Here is an 18,081-nt window from a genome sequence, read left to right as displayed (position 1 = left end):
GGCATCGGCTGAGGGCGGGAAGGTCCGGCGGCGACGACGGGTGGCGCCGCTCGGCGACGGAGGCGGCGGCGGCATGCGACCGCAGAACGTCTGCGGAAGCGTATCGAATCGGTTCGACGATTGCTAGGGCAACAACGGCCGACGCCGGGAGCCACCGCACGGGCTGATGCAGTCCGGACCGGCACGCCGCTCGCCCCTTTCTCGACGGCGGCGGGAGGCGTCAGGGCGCGCTCCCGAGCCAGGGTGCGGGGCCGAATCGGCCACCACCAGCGCCCATGCCGCGCCGTCGGCACGCCCACCGTCGGCGAGGCGGCGCAGCGTCGGCCTCACCGCATCGCGATTCCCGAGGAGGCAGGAGTCGCACCGCTGCCGCTGCACTCGAGTCGATCTGCACTCTTGTGCGGTCGAAGCGCTTCGACTACCGTTGGCGCCGCGGGGGCCGGACCTCGGCCCTTACCCGCGTAGTGCTCCCACTCAACGATGAGGCCAGGAACATGGAGAAGAATCTGACGGCCCCGATGGTTCGTCGCCGCACGCTGTTCAGGACCGGACTGCTCGGGTCCGTGTGCGCGGCGGGTCTTCCGCTGCTCTCGGGCTGCGGCGAGATCGGCGGAGGGGAGGGCAGCGTCCAGATGCGGAACTCGGAGCTGGAGATCCTCCCCGAGTTCACGGAATGGACGCTCCCCACGGAGCCCGATCTGGTGGGTGAGCCCCCGGATCATCCCAGCGGCTACCTCACCTACCCGGATCCCGTGGAGAAGGCGGTCCCCGAGCCGCACGGCGGCGAGGGGACCTATTCGATCTACGTCCCCAACTGGGGGCCGTCGATGGCGAAGGGCGATCCGTACTACACCGCCATGGCCGAGGCCATGGGAGGGACCCGGATCGAGTTCGTCCAGAACGATCCGAATGCCTACACCGAGGCCTCGGTGCAGTGGATCAAGGCCCAGGAGTTCGGCGACGGCATCCTCCTGTTCTCCTGGATGACCTCGGCGGATGCGAACTTCGACCAGACCGTCATCAATCGCTTCGCCAATCTCTCGGAGGTTCTGACCGGGGACGTCTCCGAGCGCTGGCCCCTCCTGGCGGGTCGGGGCGAGGCCGCCTGGAGCGCCTCGGTGTGGGCCGAGGACCCGGAGAATCCCGAGGAGACCTCGGGCATCTACGGCATCCCGTGGACGTCCAACGGCGGGCCCGGCAACGGCTTCTTCTACCGCGCCGACCTGCTCGAGGAGGCAGGACTCGAGGTGCCCGCCACGGTCGAGGAGTTCCTCGAGGTGGCGCGTGCGTGGACCGACGATCCGGCAGGGAAGTGGGCCATCGGCGGGACGGACTACATGACCACGGCGTGGTTCCGCCTCACCCCGGGCTCGGGCTGGAGCGAGCAGGACGGCAAGATCGTGCACAACAACGAGCGTCCGGAGTTCAAGGAGTGGGTCGCGTTCCAGCGTCAGATCCGCGAGGAGGGGTTGGTCCACCCCGACGTCGGCACCCCCAACTTCGACGGCAAGGCCGCGCAGCGGGCGGGCGAGGTCCTCTTCGATCAGGACGGCTGGTCGCGGTGGACGGACGTGCCGGCCCAGGTCGCAGCCAGCGGCGAGAACCCCGACTTCGCGCTCGACGTCCTGGGGCCGATCACCTACAAGGGCGGGGAGCCGATGTACCACGGTGCCGGCGGAGTCAGCGGGTGGCTGTTCCTGAGCAACCAGCTCGAGAAGGAGCAGATCGAGGAGCTGCTCGACGTCGCGAACTGGTGCGCCTCACCGGCCGGCACCGTCGAGCAGGAGATGATCGTCTATGGCATCGAGGGCGAGCACTTCGAGCGGGGCGACGACGGCCGCCCGGCGTTCACGGAGGCCGGTATCGCCTCGAAGCAGGACTCCTTCGCCTTCACCGCGATGAGCGGCGTGGTCCAGAATCTCCTCGAGGGCCCTGCCGAATCGGTTCAGCGCCGCTTCGACTTCAACGCCTCCGTGCTCCCCGTGCTGGTCAAGGATGAGTTCGAGACCGCGCGGATCACGCCTCCGGGCGGCGCCGCCCAGGCCGGCACGATCTTCGACGAGAAGGTCAACGACATCATCAACGGCCGGGCCGACCTCTCCACCCTCGACGACGCGGTCGCCACCTGGAAGACCGACGGCGGCGACGCGACGCGTGCGGTGTACGAGAAGGTCCATTCGACGCTGAAGGGCGAGTGAGATGACCCGTCCCGAGATCATCACCGGCGTCGGACGGACGAGCGGCGGGAGCAGGACACCATGACCCTCCGTTCCACCCGAGAGGCTCCCTCCTCGGCGCTCGACGCCACCGGGCAGGAGCGCTCCGCTCCCGAGCCGCTCACGGCCGGGACCGTCGGCAGCGACGAACCGCGGGCCGGAGCGCGCCGACGCATCCCGCTGCGGGCACGGCTGAGGCGGGACTGGCCCCTGCTGCTGCTCGTCCTCCCGGCGCTGCTCCAGCTGGCGTTCTTCTTCTACCTGCCCTCGCTGTTCAGCGTCATCGCCTTCATGGACTACAGCCCGTACCGGCCGATATGGGAGAACCCGATCGTCGGGTTCAGCTACTTCCAGCTCCTGTTCCAGGATCCGTACTTCGTCCAGGCGCTGCTGAACACTCTGCGGTTCGCCCTCGCACAGCTGCTGTTCGTCTTCCCGTTCTCGATCATCCTCGCGCTGGTCGTCCACGGGCTCATCTCCAAGGTGCTGCGCAACTCGTTCCAGTCGATCGTCTACCTGCCGTACTTCTTCTCCTGGGTGCTCGTCGTGACGATCTTCCTGCAGGTGCTCGGACAGGACGGCCTGCTCAGCCGGTGGCTGGTGGGCATGGGCGCCGAACGTCTCCAGATCATGAATGATCCGAGCACCTTCACGTTCCTCGCCTGGATGCAGTGGACCTGGAAGGACGCGGGCTGGGGGATGATCATCTTCCTCGCCGCGCTCGGGGCGATCAGCCCGAGCCTCTACGAGGCGGCCGCGGCCGACGGCGCGAATCGTTGGCAGCGTCTGTGGCACATCACGCTGCCGGGGATCCGACCGGTGATCGTCCTGCTGCTGATCCTCCAGCTCGGAGGCATCCTCTCCGTCGGCTTCGAGCAGTACCAGCTGCAGCGGGAGGCCGTCGGCTGGAACACGGCCGAGGTGCTGGACACCTACGTCTACTACCGCACGATCCTCGCCTCCGACGGGGAATCGCTCGGCACCGCCGCGGGGCTCTTCAAGGGCGTGATCGGGCTGCTGCTGATCCTCTCGGCCAACCATGTCGCGCACCGGCTCGGCGAGCAGGGGGTGTTCCAGAAGGCATGAGCATCCCGATCCGCAAGCTGTCCGTGCCCCGAGCGCCCGAGCGGGCCCGCCCGATCTGGGACGAGGAGCCGTCGATCCCGGCCAAGCTCCTCCGGGGCCTGTTCCTGGCCCTCTACGCCGGGGCCGTCCTGGTGCCGATCTGGGCGGTGGTCGCCACGAGCCTCGCCAGCGAGGAGGCGCTCACGCAGGCGGGCGGCGACCTCGTCCTCTTCCCCACGGACCTGTCGCTGCAGGCCTACCGGGAGATCCTCTCGGGTGGGGCCGTCACGCAATCGCTGCTGTTCACGATCGTGCTGACCGCGATCGGCACCGCGGTGAGCCTCGTCCTCACCGTGGGTGCGGCCTACGGCCTGTCCCGCCCGGGGACGCTGTGGCACTCGAAGCTCCTCATGGCCATCCTCGTCACGCTGCTCTTCGCCCCCGGCATGTATCCGTCCTACCTGGTGGTGCAGAACCTGGGTCTCCTGAACAACATGTGGGCGCTCATCCTGCCCGTGTGCTTCAGCGCCTGGAACCTCATCGTGCTGCGGACGTTCTTCATGACCAGCGTCCCGCCGGAGCTCATCGACGCCGCGAAGATCGACGGCGCCGGGGAGTTCAAGATCCTCTTCCAGATCGTGCTGCCGATGTCGAAGGCGATCCTCGCGGTCATCGGACTGTTCTACGCGGTGGGCTACTGGAACACGTACTTCCTCGGGGTCCTCTACACCCCCGGGATGGACGTGAAGCCGATCCAGGTGCTGATCCAGCAGTGGCTGCTCGCGTCCTCCGGGCCGACGGGTCAGGACGCCGCCGCGGCGGCGGCCATCTCCTCCGGCATGAAGAACGCCCCGGCGGCCTCGTTGAAGATGGCGGCCGTGGTGTGCACGATCATCCCGATCGTCATCATGTACCCGTTCATCCAGAAGCACTTCACCAAGGCCGTGATCACCGGTGCCGTGAAGGGCTGACGGGACGTCGACCCGGACCCGGGCCCACCTCGACCGCTCGAGGCGGGCCCGGGTCCCCGCGTCTCAGGGGAGCGTGGTCGCGCGGGGGACGAAGGTGGGGCTGAGCAGCCGCGTGTGCGCGGGCACCTCCCGGTCCCGCAGCCGCTCGAGCGCCATCGCCACGGTGGAGCGCCCGATCGACGGGATCGGCAGATCCACCGAGGAGACCTCCCACGGGCCGTTCCTCGCGACATCGGCGGGCGCGATCGCGGCGACCTGCACCTCCTCCGGGCAGGCGACGCCGAGCTGGGACATCGCGCGGCCCAGCATGGCCAGGGCCGGCTCGTGGTGTACGAAGAGGCCGTCGAAGCGGGCGCCGGAGAGGATCTGGTCGCGCACGAAGTCGGCGACGGCCGCGGAATCCGGCGGCAGCTCGACGACTTCGCTGTCCAGCCCGAGCTCGGCGCAGGCCATCGTGTAGCCCAGCCGGGCACGACGGGCGTAGGTGGGCACCGGCCCGCCCGCCGCGGCCGATGGCGGCTTGAGCATCGCGATCCGCGACGCTCCCCGGCCGTGCAGCTCCCGCACCGCGAGCATCGCCCCGGCCAGGAAGTCGAAGTCCACGCAGGCCAGGCCGTTGGTGTCCTGGGGGTTGCCGATCAGCACCACGGGGCTGTGGAGCCGGGCGAGGTCGGGCAGCCGCTCGTCGTCCTCGACGATGTCCATGACGATCAGCGCGTCGACCTTGCCCTCCTCGACGATGCGCAGCGCGCGCTCGCGATCCTCCGCGGTCACCAGCACCACGTCGTAGTCCGCCTCGTGGGCGGCGCTGAGGATCGAGCCGACGAACTCCATGATCACGTGGTCGTCGACGTCGGGCCGCTGCGGGACGGCGAGGCCCAGCAGGGAGGTGCGCTTCAGGGCGAGGGCGCGGGCGCTGGCCGTCGGGTGGTACCGCAGCTTCGCGATCGCCTGGTCGATGCGCGTGCGCGTGGAGGCCGAGATCGGTCGCTTCCCGCTGAGGGCGTAGCTCACCGTGCTCAGCGAGACGCCGGCCTCCCGGGCGATGTCGGTCATCGTGGCCATGCTGGGTTCCTGTCCGCCGCCCCGTCCCCTCCCGGATCTCGCGGAGGCTGTCGGCCCGACTCGGGCGGAGACGCTCCACCGTCGCATCATCATCCCACGTCAGGGCGGGGGCCGACGAAGTTTCGACGGTGTTTCGCTGAAACGCTTCGATGAGCTCCGCTCACCCGACGGAGATCACCCGGGAGCGGAGGTGGCGAGCAGGGACACGACGGTGATCAGCAGCGAGACGGCCCCCAGCACGGCCCCGAGCACCGAGGGGAGCATCCGCGGGGCCCGGCCCGCGTCGTAGTGGCCGACGCCCACGATCCCGAGGCCGACGGCGAGCACCGCGACGGGCACCGAGATCAGGTCCCCGACCACGGGGATCAGCACCAGCAGCAGCGCGAGCAGGCCGAGCGCGAGCGCGTGCCCGCCGGCGCGGGGCGGGTGCTCGCGCGGAGCCGGTGACGGGCCGTGGCTCACCCGGCATCCCCGCCCGGTGCCGCCAGCGCCCGCGCGAGGATCGCGTCGGCGAAGGTCTCGACCACCTCGGGCACCAGGTGCAGGTTGTAGGTGGGCTCGAACAGCTCCGCCTCCAGGAGCACCAGGCCGTGCTCCGCGGAGTCGATCATGTCGATCCGCCCGTACAGCGGGGTGGCCAGGCCCGTGACCTCGCCGACGGCCCGCAGCACCTGCTCGGCGAAGTCCTGCTCGCGCTCATCGGCCGCGACCGGCTGCGGGTCCTCCTGGTAGACCCCGCCGCGCAGGCCGCCGCCGCGGGCGAGCAGCGCCCCCTTCGCGATGGCATGGGTGAAGGCGCCGTCGATCGTGTACAGCGCCTTCTCCCGACCCTCGGAGAGCTCGGGCACCTCGGGCTGCAGCATCACGACCCCTCCGCCGGCGAGGATCTCCCGGCCCAGCGCGAGGGCTGCGGGGTCCTCCCGCAGGAACAGGCCGGTCTGCTGGGAGCCGGCGCCGACCACCGGCTTCAGGACCACGTGCGCCCCCTCCGGGAAGGCGTCGAGCGCGGCCAGGAGCGTGCCCTCCTCGTCGTGGAAGGTGGTGGGGACCACTCCGATCCCGGCCGCCTCGAGCGCGACGAGGTAGCGCTTGTCCATGTTCCAGCGCACCAGCTCGGGCTCGTTGAGCACCCTGGTGACGGACCCGGCCCGCTCGAGCCAGGCGTCGAACTCCGTCGGGTGCAGCACGTAGTCCCACGGACTGCGGATCACGATCAGGTCGAAGGCTCCCCAGTCCGTCGTCGCATCCCGCCAGGGCAGCGACTCCGCCTCGACGCCGCGCTCACGCAGCGCGGCCACGAGAGGGATGCAGTCCCGCTCCGGATCCGCCGCGGTGAAGAAGTCGGGGCGCGTGGTGAGGATGCCGATCCGGGTCATGCGCTGAGCGTAGCGAGGGCGTCGGGGCGCCGCCTGAGCCGTCCGGGTCCCGTCGTGCGTCAGCCCTGAGGCCCGACCCCGCTGAGCCGGTAGGCCTCCTTGAGGATCTCCAGCGACTTGATCGCCTCGCCGGGGCCGATCCAGAACGGCTCGGGGTCCTCGAGGTGCTCGTAGAAGTCGCGGATCAGCAGCTCGTGGGAGACGCCCCAGTAGGAGCGGCCGCCGGAGGTCACCGCGCGCTCGTCCACGTGGTCCACCCGGCCGTCCTTCCAGGCGATCGTGAGCCCGCCGGAGGTGCCGCCGCCCACGGTGACGTAGGCGTTCTCGCAGTCGATCTCGAGCTCCACGGGCCGATGCTGCGGGGCGGTGAGGGTGGCGTAGAAGGAGGTGGTGACACCCCCGGGGTGGTGCAGGAGCAGCTCGGCGGTGTCCTCGACCTCGATGAGATCGGCGTACTTGCGGGTGGCGACGTGGCCGTCCGTGCGCTCCACCCCGCCCAGCAGCCACTGCACGAGGTCGAGGGTGTGGATCGCCTGGTTGATCAGCAAGCCGCCGCCCGAGTTCTCCCAGGTGCCGCGCCAGGGCTTCGCGCGGTAGTAGTCGGCGCTGCGGGTCCAGACCACCGAGGCCCAGGCGCCGCGCACCGCACCCAGCTCGCCCGAGGCCAGCATCTCGTGCAGGTGCCGGCTGGCGAGGTTGTAGCGGTTCTGGAAGCAGATCCCCACCTTCGGACCGCCCGCGGGAGCGGCGGCGAGGGCCTCGACCAGGCGCCGGCCCTCCTCGAGGGTGTGGGCGAGGGGCTTCTCCTGCAGCACGTGCACCCCGGCGGCGAGGGCCGTGAGCGCGGGGCCGACGTGCTGGTCGTGGGGAGTGGTGACGTGCACGGCGTCCGGGTGGAGGGCGTCGATCAGCTCCTGGGTGCTCGCGAAGCCGGGGACCCCGGTCGCCTCGGTGGCGCGGGTCAGGGCCTGCGGATCCGTGTCGGCGACGCCCACGAGCTCGAGGCCCTCGATGTCGCGGATGGCCTCGAGGTGGACCACGGACACGTCCCCGCAGCCGATCAGACCGATGCGCCTGGTTGTCATCCTGCTCCTGCTTCCTGGTCGCCGCCGTGCGACCTGTCCGGGTGGCCGTCACTGTACGGGGGAGCGGGAGCGATCACGAGCGGATGCCGTCGGATGCATGGACGAGTTCGGGGCGCCCCCACCACGCCTCCCGAGAGAGTGCATCGGCATGCATCGCCGTGGCGGACGCACTCGGATTCCGTTTGTCCGACAAAAACTTTCACCGGCGTGACCTGCAGAAGTTACTCGGACGTTATGTCTCAGGTGGTTCGGGCGTGATCGACATGCGAGTATCTATACGGCTCCCTGCGCGACAGGCCGGCGGACCGCCCCCGGACGGGCGGAGCTCCGCGGCCACCGTCCCGCCCCGAGAGCAGGTGCTCGGCACCGCCGGGGAGGAGGGGACGGGTCTGCGACCCAGGAGCCGATCGACGGTCGGCCCTCACGGGCCCTGGCTCAGCGCGCCCTGCGCGGCCCGAGACGGACCGCACGCACGAGATCCGACGGATCACGACGGAAGGAAGACCTGTGCCACCAGCGCCATCGGGCGAGATCGCCCAGCTCGGAATCATCGGGGTGCTTGCGCTCCTGCTCCTGTTCTACGGGGGCACGATGTGGATGTCGGTCGCGATCTCCCGCAAGAAGGAGAACGCCGACGACTACATGACCGCGGGCAACAACATCGGGTTCGGCGTCTCCGCCGCCTCGATGACCGCCACCTGGATCTGGGCGTCCTCGATGTACGCCTCGGTGACCGCGGGCTACACCTACGGTGTCTCCGGCCCCATCCACTACGGGCTCTGGGGCGCGCTGATGATCCTGTTCATCTACCCCTTCGGCAAGCGGATCCGCGCCGTCGCACCCCGCGCCCACACCCTCGCCGAGGTCATGTACGCCCGCCACGGCCGCTCCTCGCAGCTGATGCTCGCCGGCTCCAACGTGCTCGGCTCGGTCATCTCGCTGACCTCGAACTTCATCGCGGGCGGCGCGATCGTCGCGATGCTCTCCCCGCTGAGCTTCGGCGCCGGCATCCTCATCATCGCCGCGGGCGTGCTGCTGTACACCCTGTGGTCCGGCTTCCGTGCTTCGGTGCTGACCGACTTCGCCCAGGTCATGGCGATGCTCGGTGCGGCCGTCATCATCATCCCGGCGGTGTTCCTCCTCGCCGGCGGTCCCTCGATGTTCGCCGAGGGGGTCGCGGCCGGGCACGTCACCCCGCAGCAGGAGAGCTTCTTCTCCTCCGACGCCTTCATGAACCAGGGCGCGCCCTACATCGCCGCGGTGCTCGCCTACGCGATCGGCAACCAGACCATCGCCCAGCGCCTCTTCGCGGTGCGCGAGGACCTCATCAAGCCCACCTTCATCACCGCGACAATCGGCTACGGCGCGACCGTGATCGGCGTGGGCATGCTCGGCGTGATGGCTCTCTACCTCGGCATCCAGCCCGTCGGCGGGGACATCAACAACCTCATGCCGCAGATGGTCGGCACGTACCTGCCCGTCGCCCTGGTGGCGCTCGCGTTCATCATGATCATCGGCTCGCTGTCCTCCACCGCGGACTCCGACCTGGCGGCGCTGAGCTCGATCGTGATGACCGACATGTACGGCCAGTCCGTGGGGCGCAAGAACGTGAACCCCAAGCTCATGCTGCTGATCGGCCGGATCACCATGATCGTGGCCACCGGTCTCGCGCTCTACTTCGCGACCGCGAAGTTCAACATCCTGGACCTGCTGGTCTTCGTCGGCGCGCTCTGGGGCTGCCTGGTGTTCCCGGTCATCGCCTCCTTCTACTGGAAGAAGGTCACGAACCTCGCGTTCTCGGTGTCCGTCGTCGCGGCGCTGGTGGTCTTCCTGCCGGTGCGCTTCCAGCTGATCCCGCTCACCGGCGCCTGGGCGCTGGTCGTCGAGCTGCTCGCCATCATCGGTGCGGGCGTGGTGCTCGCCATCATGGCGTTCGGCTTCTTCGGGCTGCGGCCCGCGATCGCCGTCGGCGCGGTCACCTCGCTCGCGCTGCTGCCGTTCGGGTTCGGGTTCCTGCGCGACTACGAGACCCTCTCGGGCTCGCTGGTCGCCTACTCGGTCTCGTTCCTGGTCTGCTACCTGATGAGCGTCCGCTCGCATCAGGACTTCGACTTCTCGGTGATCAAGCGGATCACCGGCGACTTCGACGAGCAGACCACCCCCTCGGATGCCCCCGACGACGAGCAGGGCCGCGTCGTCGCCCCCGCATCCGACCGCTGATCCATCCGATCTCCTGAGAGGAGAGCACCCATGACCGCACTGCTGACCGCCTACGTGCTGATGTGGCCGGTGATCGTCGCCGGCGTCCTGGTCGCGATCGCCCGCGGCTTCATCAAGGACGTCAAGGAAGCCCACAAGGAAGGCCGCATGGTCATCTGACCTGCGCCGACCAGGCGATGCACGATCGATGGGGAGGACTCCGTGGGGAGTCCTCCCCATCGACGTCCACGTCACCGCAGGAGAAGCTCGGAGGGCAACCCCGGGGGAGCGGCGCGTTCCTCGCCGTCGTGCACGTGCTGCGCGGGCTGGGGATCATCGGCGGCCCCTGCTGAGGCCGGCCCTGTCGCTCGGGCCGACGCCGCTCCTCAGGGGACGATCCACCCCGCGGCGCGGAACAGCTCGTACCACTCGGGCCGCGTGAGCGGCACCTCGGAGCCCGCCGCGGAGTCCACGACCCGCTGCGGGGTGGTGGTGCCGAGCACCACCTGCATCTGCGCGGGGTGACGCGTGATCCAGGCGGTCGCGATGCCCTCGGGGGTCACGTCGTACTTCGCCGCGAGGCGGTCGATCACGGTGTTGAGCTCGGCGTACTCCGGGTGGCCGAGGAACACCCCGTCGAAGAACTTCGCCTGGAACGGGGACCAGGCCTGGACGGTGATGCCGTGCAGCCGGCAGAAGTCCAGGATGCCGCCGCCGTCGCGCACGATCGCCTGATCGGTGCCCTGCATGTTCGCGGCGACGCCCTGGGCGATGAAGGTCGAGTGCGTGATCGACAGCTGGAGCTGGTTGGCCACGATCGGCTGGTCCAGGTGCTTCTGCAGCAGCTCGATCTGGCGCGGCGTGTGGTTGGAGACGCCGAAGTGCTTGACCTTGCCGGCCGCGTGCAGCTCGTCGAAGGCGCGGGCCACCTCCTCGGGCTCCACCAGGGCGTCGGGGCGGTGCAGCAGCAGGATGTCGAGGTGGTCGGTGCCCAGAGCGCGCAGCGAGCCCTCGACGGACTCGACCAGGTGCTCGTAGGAGTAGTCGAAGTACGGGCCGTCGGTGACGATGCCCGCCTTGGACTGGATCGTGATCTGCTCGCGTTCGGAGGCGCTGAGCTGCATCGCCGCGGCGAAGCGCTCCTCGCAGCGGTGGGTGCTGCCGCCGTAGATGTCGGCGTGGTCGAAGAAGTCGATGCCGGCATCGCGCGCGGCGCCGACCAGGGTGCGGATCTCCTCGTCGGACTTCTCCGCGATGCGCATCAGCCCGAGCACCACGTTCGGCGCGCTGATGTCGGTGTGCGGCATGGTGAACTGCTTCATGGCGTGGCCTCGTGGTCGCTTCGGGGGAGGGGCAGGGTGCCGCGCGGGCGGCGGCGCCCTCGGGAGAGCCTATGCCTGCGGCTCAGCGACTCGCGGGGGAGAGCTCGTTCTGCAGGAAGAGGGCGGCCGCGCCGAGCGCCCCGACGCCGTCGCCGATGAGCGAGGACTCGATCGTGATCGGGTGCGTGACCCCCGCGAGCGCCCGCTCCTCGAGCACCGGCAGAGCGAGCGGGGCGAGCGTCGGCCAGGACGGCCCGCCGATCACCACGCGGTGCGGATCGTGCACGCTGATCAGCGTCCGCAGGGCCTCGCCGAGGGCGGTGCCGAACCGATCCAGCAGGGCGACGGCCAGCTCATCACCGCCGGCGGCCGCGTCCGCGAGGTCGCCGAGGCGCGCCGTGGTGCGGCGCCCGTCGGCCGCGGGCAGGATCCCCTGCTCCTCGGCGGCTTGCAGCATCGTCGCGGCATCGGTGAACTGGCTGAGGCAGGCGCGGCGCCCGCAGGCGCAGACCGGACCCTCCAGGCCCGTGGGCAGATGCCCGATCTCGCCGGCCAGCGCCGCGGAGCCGTGGTGCACGCGCCCCCCGGTGCTCACGGCGGAGCCCACTCCGGCGCCCACGTAGAGGTACAGGACGGTCTCGCCGGGCGGCTGCGCGACGGACCAGGTCTCCGCGGTGAGCGCGGCGTTGGTGTCCTTGTCCAGCACCACCGGGAGGCCGGTGGCGGCCGCGAGCCGCTGGACGAGGGGGACGTCGCGCCAGCCCGGGAGCCAGGGCGGGTTGACCACGAAGCCCTGGGCGACGTCGATCCCGCCCGGGCTCGCAACCCCGATGCCGAGCATCGCCTCGGCGACGTCGCGGCCGTCCGGGGTGCTCCAGCCCTGCGCCCGCAGATCCGCCTGGACGGCCACGAGGGCCTCGGCGATCCGGTCGATATCCGCCGCGGGGTCGTCGCTCGGCGGGTCCAGGGTGCGCTGGGTGATGGTCGTGGCCAGCAGGTCCACGACGACCACGGAGATCCCCGCCGGGTCGAGGTGGACGCCCGTGGCGAGCAGCGCCGTGGGCACCAGGCGCAGGATCGTGCGGGGCTTGCCGCGGCTGCCGGAGAGGGTCCCGTCGGTCTCGATCAGGCCCCGCTCCCGCAGCCGCCGGGTGATGAGCGAGACCGCCTGGCGCGACAGGCCGCTGCGATGCACCACCTCGGACTGCGAGGTCCCCTCCGGGGCGTGGCGGATCGTGTCCAGCACGATGAGCTCGTTGCGCAGCCCCAGGTCGAGCATCGTCTTCCCCTGCATCACCACTCCTCGCATATCGCTCGCACATCGCGTCCCGCGTGCCGTTGCGATTTGTCCATCAGTGTGAGTAATGTACGTCACCGTACGGTCCCCGCGGGGACCATTGTCCGACATCTCGGTCGGGCCGACGGTCAGAGGCGACCCACCGCGCCCCGATCGATCGACGACACCTCACCGCATCCTCCGAGGAGAGCACACCCCATGACCTCACCCCTGCGCATCGCCGTGCTGAGTGCCTGGCACGTCCACGCCGAGGAGTACGGTCGCGCCGCGATCGACCACCCGGGCACCGAGCTCGTCGCCGTCTGGGACGACGACGCCGAGCGCGGCGCGGCGCTCGCCGAGACCCTCGGCGTCGAGTTCACCGCCGACCTCGAGGGCCTGCTGGCCCGCGAGGACCTCGACGGCGTCACCGTCACCGCGGCGACCACGGTGCACCGCGAGCTGCTGGGCCGGGTGATCGCCGCCGGCAAGCACATCTTCACCGAGAAGCTGCTGGCCCCGACCGTCGCCGAGTGCGATGAGCTGATCGCCGCGGCGGACGACGCCGGCGTGGTCCTCACCGTCTCGCTGCCCCGTCTGTCCCACGGCTACACCGTCGCCCTGCGGGAGATCCTCGACGCCGGGCGGCTGGGCCGCCTGACCTACTCCCGCGTGCGCCTGGCCCACAACGGCTCGACCGCCGACTGGCTGCCGGCCCGCTTCTACGACCCGGCCGAGGCGATCGGCGGAGCCTTCGCCGACCTCGCCGCCCACCCCGTCTACCTCACCCAGCTGATCCTGGGATCGGAGACGACGTCCGTCCGCGCCGCGTACACCGACATGACCGGTCGCGGCGTCGAGGACAACGCCGCGGTCACGATCACCACGCCCGACGGCGCCATCGGCGTCATCGAGACCGGCTTCGTGACGCCCTCGAGCCCCTTCAGCATCGAGGTGCACGGCACCGAGGGGTCCCTCCTGTTCAGCGAGGGCTCCGCGATGCGTCTGGGCACCGCCGACGGCTGGGAGGAGATCCCCGTCCCGGCCGACATCGACCCGCCGTTCGCGCAGTGGGTCCAGGCCATCGGCTCCGGGTCGCGGACCACCGAGAACCTCGACCGTGCCCGCTCGCTCACCGAGCTGGTCGTCGCCGCCAACGCGGCCGCCGTCTGACCCCCGACATCCAGCACACCACCGTCCTCCCAAGGAGCACCCCCATGACCGTCAAGCTTCCCGTCCGCATCGGCCTCATCGGCGCCGGCGGCATCGCCAACGCCCACCTCAAGGGCTACGCCACCCTCCCCGACCGCGTGCAGGTCGTCGCCGTCGCCGACGCGAACCCCGACGCCGTCGCGGCCCGCGTCACCGAGACCGGCGCCACCGGCTACAGCGACTTCCTCGAGCTGGTGAAGGACCCGAACGTCGACGCCGTCGACATCTGCCTCCCGCACCACCTGCACCGCGACGCGATCGTCGCCGCGGCCGAGGCCGGCAAGCACATCCTGTGCGAGAAGCCGCTGTGCCTGACCCCTGAGGAGGCCGCGGACGTCCGCGACGCCGTCCAGAAGGCCGGCGTCACCCTGATGTGCGCGCACAACCAGCTGTTCATGCCCGCGGTCGCCGAGGCCAAGAAGGTCCTCGACTCCGGCGCCCTGGGCGACGTGTACGAGGTGCGCACCACCGACTCGTTCTACAACGACTTCAGCCCGGAGTCGATGGGCTGGCGCGGCAAGGCCGCCACCTCCGGCGGCGGCGAGTACATCGACACCGGCTACCACCCCACCTACCTGCTCATGCACCTCTCGGGCGGCAAGCCGGTCTCCGCCTTCGCGATGATGTCCTCCCACCGCCTGACGTTCATGGAGGGCGAGGACTCGGCCCAGGTGCTGGTGCGCTTCGACAACGGCAGCGTGGGCCAGCTGGTCACCTCCTGGGCCTACGACGCCGCTCCCGGCACCGACCGCTTCTCGGTGGTCGGCGAGAAGGGCTCGCTCAGCTCCGACGGCACCACCCTGCGCGTCAAGCTGCGCGGCCAGGAGGAGCAGGTCGTCGAGCACGAGCAGATCGACACCTTCGCCGCGGAGATCGCGGACTTCGTCGAGTGCCTGGAGACCGATCGTCGCCCGCTGAACACCGAGGTCGAGGGCATCGCCGTGCTCGGCATCATCCTCGCCGCGTACGAGAGCGCACGCAGCGGCAAGGCGGAGGACGTCCTGTCCGTCTGAGCACGCTCCACGGCTCTGCAGCGGCCGCTCCGCCCGGGTTCGACCCGGGTGGGGCGGCCGTCCTGTTCCCTGTGAGTCGTCTCGCGGTTGGAGTCACGCTGACGAGAACCATGCATACTCTGGGCACATGGCCACCTCTGCAGAGATCCACGTCGCCGTCGACCTCATCGTCCTGACCCTCCGCGACGGCGCGCTGAACGTGCTGCTGATCCAGCGTGAGGACGAGCCCCATCGCGGCGCCTGGGCGCTTCCCGGCGGCTTCGTGCAGCTCGGAGAGGATCTCGACGGCGCCGCCTACCGGGTGCTGGCCGACGAGGCCTCGCTGGGCAGCGGCGCCGTCCACCTGGAGCAGGTGCGGACCTTCGGCGCACCGGGCCGTGACCCGCGCGGTCACGTGGTCTCGGTGGCCTTCATGGCCCTCGGTGCGAACCTTCCCGACCCCCGCCGCGGCGAGGACGTGGCCGATGCGCGCTGGTGGGCGGTCGAGGAGCTCGCCGATGTCACGCTCGCCTTCGACCACGCCACCGTGCTGGAGAGCGCCATCGAGCGCGCCCGCAGCAAGCTGGAGTACACCACCCTCGCCGTGACCTTCCTGCCCGAGGAGTTCACCGTCTCCCAGCTGCGCGGGGTCTACGAGAGCGTCTGGGGCACCACCCTGGACGCCGGCAACTTCCACCGCAAGGCGACCCGCACCGAGGGCTTCCTCGAGGAGCTGGATCGCCATGCCGCCCCCACCGGCGGCCGGCCCGCGCGCCTGTACCGCGCCGGCGGCGGCGCCTCGCTGCTGCCCCCGCTGCTGCGCTCGGGGGACTGACTCTGCCGATGGTCCGTCACCTGCTGCGACGTGGCAGGATCGGTCCATGACCGACGCCGCTTCCCTCGTCCCTCCGGCCGACGCGGCCGCCTCCGACGTGCTGGACGCCCTGGGCGCCGCCCACGGGCGGCATCGCGAGAGCGTGCACGCCGTGGCCCGGGCGATCCACGCCGATCCTGAGACCGCCTTCGAGGAGCATCGTGCGCGCGATCGCTGCGCGGATCTGCTCGAGAGCGGCGGCTTCTCCGTCGAGCGGGGCCTCGACGATCTGCCCACCGCCTTCCGGGCGAGCGCCGGCGAGGGATCGCTGGTCGCCTCGCTGTGCGTGGAGTACGACGCCCTGCCCGGCATCGGGCACGGCTGCGGCCACAGCCTCATCGCCGGGGCCTCCCTCGGCGCGGCCCTGGCCCTGCGCGAGAGCCTCGACGAGCTCGACCTGACCCTCCAGGTGATCGGCACCCCGGCCGAGGAGCACGGCGGCGGCAAGCAGCTGCTGCTGGACCGGGGCGTCTTCGACGGCGTGCACCTCTCGCTCATGGTCCACCCCACCCCGCACACCGAGACCTATGACGTGCTCGGCTCGACCAGCCAGGCCGTCGGCCGCTGGCGGGCGACCTTCACCGGCCGCGGCGCCCATGCCGCCGCCAACCCCTCCGACGGGATCAACGCCAACGACGCCGCGGTGATCGCCCAGGTCGCCGCCGGCCTGCTCCGCCAGCGGATGAAGGACGGCCAGCGGCTCGCGCTCGTGCCCCAGCAGTCCGGGGTCACCAACATCATCCCGGACACGGCCGTGGTGGACCTCGAGTGCCGAGCCCTGACGCTGCCCGCCTTCGAGGAGCTGCGCGACCGGCTGTTCGCCTGCCTCGAGGGCGCGGCCCTCGCGAGCGGCACCGGGCTCGAGATCGCCAGCTCCGAGCCCACCTACGAACCGCTGCTCCAGGATGAGCTGCTCGGCGCCGCCTGGAACTCCGCGATCCAGCGGCTCGGTCGGCCCCTCGACGGCTCGCTCGGCGTCATGGCCGCCTCGACCGACATGGGCAACGTGTCCCAGCGAGTGCCCTCGCTGCACCCCTTCGTGGGCATCACCGGGGCCGGGGGCGCCCTGCACACCGCCGAGTTCGCCGAGCACGCCGCCTCCGCGGAGGGCTTCCACCTGCTGGATGACGCCGCGGTGGCGATGGCCGCGGTGATCCACGAGGTCGCCGTCGACCCCGCGCTGCGCGGCCGGGTGCTCGAGCAGGCGGCCGTGCTCGAGCGGGCGCATCGGGATGATCGAGCACACAGCGTAACTAGTTGAAAGCTCAACGAAACTAGGGCACGATGGGGTCATCGTCCTCCCCTCGAAAGGCACGCCATGACCGCCTCGCCCGCCTCCACCGACGAACAGCACCTCTCCGCCGATCTCGCCATGGATGCGGTGACCCTCCGCGTCGGCGACCTCGAGCTCATGAGCTCCTACTACGAGCACGCCCTGGCGCTCGCGCCCATCGAGGAGAAGTCGCGCGGGGGCGGCGAGGTCCATCGTGTGCTGGGCCGTGGCGGCGTCCCCTTCGTGCGCCTCGTGGCCACCCCGGGGCTGCCCGCGGTGGATCCCTCCCAGGCGGGCCTCTTCCACACCGCCTTCCTCTTCGAGGACCAGGCCGCGCTCGCCGGCACCGTGCTCCGTGCCGCCCAGGACCCTCGCTCGCGCTTCGCCGGCACCGGCGATCACCTCGTCTCCGAGGCCTTCTACTTCGCGGACCCCGAGGGCAACGGCATCGAGCTGTACTGGGACCGCCCGCGCGACACCTGGCAGTGGAGCAACGGCCAGGTCGCCATGGACACCCTGTACATCGACCCCAACGCCTACCTGACCGAGCACCTCACCGATGACGTCTCCTCGGATCCCGGCATCCGCCCGGGCATCGTGGGACACGTGCACCTCCAGGTGGGCGACGTCGACGCGGCGCGCGCGTTCTACATCGACACCCTCGGCTTCGAGACCACCGTGGGCACCCACCCCGGCGCCCTCTTCGCCTCCGCCGGCGGCTACCACCACCACGTCGCGATGAACACCTGGAACAGCCGCGGCGCCGGACCCCGCGCGGCGGGCCTCGGTCTGGCTGACGTCGCCATCACCCTCCCCGCCCGGGAGGACCTCGACGCGCTGACCGGCCGCCTCACCCGCGCCGGCATCGCCTTCGCCGACGAGGGCCGCTCCGTCTCCGTGAAGGACCCGTGGGGCACCCCGGTCACCCTGAGCCTGCCGGGCACCACCACCGACGAGCTCCTCGCCCGCTGAGCGGCCGGGAGCGGCACGGCAGGGCCGCGATCCGGCGCTGCCCTGCGAGGCCCTGCTCGGCTTGGCCTCGCCATTCGTCGGCTGCTGGCGCCTGGGCGACGCGTATGCCGATAGCGCCGTAGTCCTCGCCCCTGCGCCAGTGCTCGACGAGGTCTGGCGGGGCAGGATCGCGCATGGGCGGGC

Annotated in this window: 16 protein-coding genes; 10 read left to right on the top strand and 6 right to left on the bottom strand. The window is 70.8% G+C overall.

Annotated features, from left to right (window positions below):
• Window positions 1-494: 494 nt before the first annotated feature.
• Genes CFK41_RS16290 through CFK41_RS16280 form a run of 3 tightly spaced genes read left to right on the top strand, consistent with a single transcriptional unit; the run spans window position 495 to window position 4,252 of the window.
• Window positions 495-2,198, top strand: coding sequence for a type 2 periplasmic-binding domain-containing protein (locus CFK41_RS16290; RefSeq protein WP_169928853.1), 1,704 nt, complete (start codon window positions 495-497; stop codon window positions 2,196-2,198).
• A gap of 60 nt (window positions 2,199-2,258) precedes the next feature.
• Complete coding sequence (locus CFK41_RS16285; protein WP_096800620.1) at window positions 2,259-3,302, top strand: ABC transporter permease; 1,044 nt, start codon at window positions 2,259-2,261, stop codon at window positions 3,300-3,302.
• Window positions 3,299-4,252 (top strand): carbohydrate ABC transporter permease, encoded by a 954-nt coding sequence (locus CFK41_RS16280; protein ID WP_096800619.1) that lies wholly within the window; start codon window positions 3,299-3,301, stop codon window positions 4,250-4,252. Before CFK41_RS16285 ends, CFK41_RS16280 begins: the two co-directional genes overlap by 4 nt.
• A 63-nt stretch (window positions 4,253-4,315) precedes the next feature.
• Here CFK41_RS16280 and CFK41_RS16275 read toward each other — a convergent pair whose 3' ends face one another.
• From CFK41_RS16275 to CFK41_RS16260, 4 genes are all read right to left on the bottom strand, one after another.
• The gene (locus CFK41_RS16275) at window positions 4,316-5,317 is read right to left on the bottom strand and encodes a LacI family DNA-binding transcriptional regulator (RefSeq protein WP_169928852.1); all 1,002 of its coding nucleotides are present in this window, start codon (window positions 5,315-5,317) and stop codon (window positions 4,316-4,318) included.
• A 174-nt stretch (window positions 5,318-5,491) separates the two neighbouring features.
• Window positions 5,492-5,779, bottom strand: coding sequence for a hypothetical protein (locus CFK41_RS16270; protein WP_096800617.1), 288 nt, complete (start codon window positions 5,777-5,779; stop codon window positions 5,492-5,494).
• The gene (locus tag CFK41_RS16265; protein WP_096800616.1) at window positions 5,776-6,693 is read right to left on the bottom strand and encodes an ATP-grasp domain-containing protein; all 918 of its coding nucleotides are present in this window, start codon (window positions 6,691-6,693) and stop codon (window positions 5,776-5,778) included. The genes CFK41_RS16270 and CFK41_RS16265 overlap by 4 nt, the downstream gene beginning before the upstream one ends.
• 59 nt (window positions 6,694-6,752) lie before the next feature.
• Entirely contained in the window at window positions 6,753-7,778 is a 1,026-nt protein-coding gene (locus CFK41_RS16260; RefSeq protein WP_096800615.1) for a Gfo/Idh/MocA family protein, read from the bottom strand.
• A gap of 591 nt (window positions 7,779-8,369) precedes the next feature.
• Between CFK41_RS16260 and CFK41_RS16255 the strand changes: the two genes are divergently transcribed.
• On the top strand, window positions 8,370-9,998 hold the full coding sequence (locus CFK41_RS16255) for a sodium:solute symporter family protein (RefSeq protein ID WP_407641153.1): 1,629 nt from the start codon (window positions 8,370-8,372) through the stop codon (window positions 9,996-9,998).
• A 30-nt stretch (window positions 9,999-10,028) separates the two neighbouring features.
• Entirely contained in the window at window positions 10,029-10,157 is a 129-nt protein-coding gene (locus CFK41_RS18205) for a putative transporter small subunit (RefSeq protein ID WP_096800613.1), read from the top strand.
• Window positions 10,158-10,363: 206 nt separating this feature from the next.
• Here CFK41_RS18205 and CFK41_RS16245 read toward each other — a convergent pair whose 3' ends face one another.
• Both CFK41_RS16245 and CFK41_RS16240 read right to left on the bottom strand, forming a co-directional pair.
• On the bottom strand, window positions 10,364-11,299 hold the full coding sequence (locus tag CFK41_RS16245) for an aldo/keto reductase (RefSeq protein ID WP_096800612.1): 936 nt from the start codon (window positions 11,297-11,299) through the stop codon (window positions 10,364-10,366).
• Window positions 11,300-11,381: 82 nt separating this feature from the next.
• Window positions 11,382-12,593 (bottom strand): ROK family transcriptional regulator, encoded by a 1,212-nt coding sequence (locus CFK41_RS16240; RefSeq protein ID WP_096800611.1) that lies wholly within the window; start codon window positions 12,591-12,593, stop codon window positions 11,382-11,384.
• Window positions 12,594-12,794: 201 nt separating this feature from the next.
• Here CFK41_RS16240 and CFK41_RS16235 point away from each other — a divergent pair, with 201 nt between their 5' ends.
• The 5 genes from CFK41_RS16235 (at window position 12,795) to CFK41_RS16215 (ending at window position 17,898) form a co-directional block, all read left to right on the top strand.
• Entirely contained in the window at window positions 12,795-13,748 is a 954-nt protein-coding gene (locus tag CFK41_RS16235; RefSeq protein ID WP_096800610.1) for a Gfo/Idh/MocA family protein, read from the top strand.
• Window positions 13,749-13,792: 44 nt separating this feature from the next.
• Complete coding sequence (locus CFK41_RS16230) at window positions 13,793-14,800, top strand: Gfo/Idh/MocA family protein (protein ID WP_096800609.1); 1,008 nt, start codon at window positions 13,793-13,795, stop codon at window positions 14,798-14,800.
• Window positions 14,801-14,927: 127 nt separating this feature from the next.
• Window positions 14,928-15,614 (top strand): NUDIX hydrolase, encoded by a 687-nt coding sequence (locus CFK41_RS16225; protein WP_096800608.1) that lies wholly within the window; start codon window positions 14,928-14,930, stop codon window positions 15,612-15,614.
• A 46-nt stretch (window positions 15,615-15,660) separates the two neighbouring features.
• Window positions 15,661-16,914: an amidohydrolase gene (locus tag CFK41_RS16220; protein ID WP_096800607.1), complete on the top strand. Its 1,254-nt coding sequence runs from the start codon at window positions 15,661-15,663 to the stop codon at window positions 16,912-16,914.
• 57 nt (window positions 16,915-16,971) lie between these two features.
• Window positions 16,972-17,898, top strand: coding sequence for a VOC family protein (locus CFK41_RS16215; protein ID WP_096800606.1), 927 nt, complete (start codon window positions 16,972-16,974; stop codon window positions 17,896-17,898).
• Window positions 17,899-18,081: the final 183 nt, after the last annotated feature.

It is taken from the genome of Brachybacterium ginsengisoli, from assembly GCF_002407065.1.
Taxonomy (GTDB): domain Bacteria; phylum Actinomycetota; class Actinomycetes; order Actinomycetales; family Dermabacteraceae; genus Brachybacterium; species Brachybacterium ginsengisoli.
Note: the sequence above shows the minus strand (reverse complement) of the source record. Positions and strands in the feature narration are given on the sequence as shown.

What these genes read in the sequence shown, in the direction of transcription:
- CFK41_RS16290 (WP_169928853.1), top strand. Translation starts at nt 495, where the DNA reads ATGGAGAAGAATCTGACGGCCCCGATGGTTCGTCGCCGCACGCTGTTC.
- CFK41_RS16285 (WP_096800620.1), top strand. Translation starts at nt 2,259, where the DNA reads ATGACCCTCCGTTCCACCCGAGAGGCTCCCTCCTCGGCGCTCGACGCC.
- CFK41_RS16280 (WP_096800619.1), top strand. Translation starts at nt 3,299, where the DNA reads ATGAGCATCCCGATCCGCAAGCTGTCCGTGCCCCGAGCGCCCGAGCGG.
- CFK41_RS16275 (WP_169928852.1), bottom strand. Translation starts at nt 5,317, where the DNA reads ATGGCCACGATGACCGACATCGCCCGGGAGGCCGGCGTCTCGCTGAGC.
- CFK41_RS16265 (WP_096800616.1), bottom strand. Translation starts at nt 6,693, where the DNA reads ATGACCCGGATCGGCATCCTCACCACGCGCCCCGACTTCTTCACCGCG.
- CFK41_RS16260 (WP_096800615.1), bottom strand. Translation starts at nt 7,778, where the DNA reads ATGACAACCAGGCGCATCGGTCTGATCGGCTGCGGGGACGTGTCCGTG.
- CFK41_RS16255 (WP_407641153.1), top strand. Translation starts at nt 8,370, where the DNA reads ATGTGGATGTCGGTCGCGATCTCCCGCAAGAAGGAGAACGCCGACGAC.
- CFK41_RS18205 (WP_096800613.1), top strand. Translation starts at nt 10,029, where the DNA reads ATGACCGCACTGCTGACCGCCTACGTGCTGATGTGGCCGGTGATCGTC.
- CFK41_RS16245 (WP_096800612.1), bottom strand. Translation starts at nt 11,299, where the DNA reads ATGAAGCAGTTCACCATGCCGCACACCGACATCAGCGCGCCGAACGTG.
- CFK41_RS16240 (WP_096800611.1), bottom strand. Translation starts at nt 12,593, where the DNA reads ATGCAGGGGAAGACGATGCTCGACCTGGGGCTGCGCAACGAGCTCATC.
- CFK41_RS16235 (WP_096800610.1), top strand. Translation starts at nt 12,795, where the DNA reads ATGACCTCACCCCTGCGCATCGCCGTGCTGAGTGCCTGGCACGTCCAC.
- CFK41_RS16230 (WP_096800609.1), top strand. Translation starts at nt 13,793, where the DNA reads ATGACCGTCAAGCTTCCCGTCCGCATCGGCCTCATCGGCGCCGGCGGC.
- CFK41_RS16225 (WP_096800608.1), top strand. Translation starts at nt 14,928, where the DNA reads ATGGCCACCTCTGCAGAGATCCACGTCGCCGTCGACCTCATCGTCCTG.
- CFK41_RS16220 (WP_096800607.1), top strand. Translation starts at nt 15,661, where the DNA reads ATGACCGACGCCGCTTCCCTCGTCCCTCCGGCCGACGCGGCCGCCTCC.
- CFK41_RS16215 (WP_096800606.1), top strand. Translation starts at nt 16,972, where the DNA reads ATGACCGCCTCGCCCGCCTCCACCGACGAACAGCACCTCTCCGCCGAT.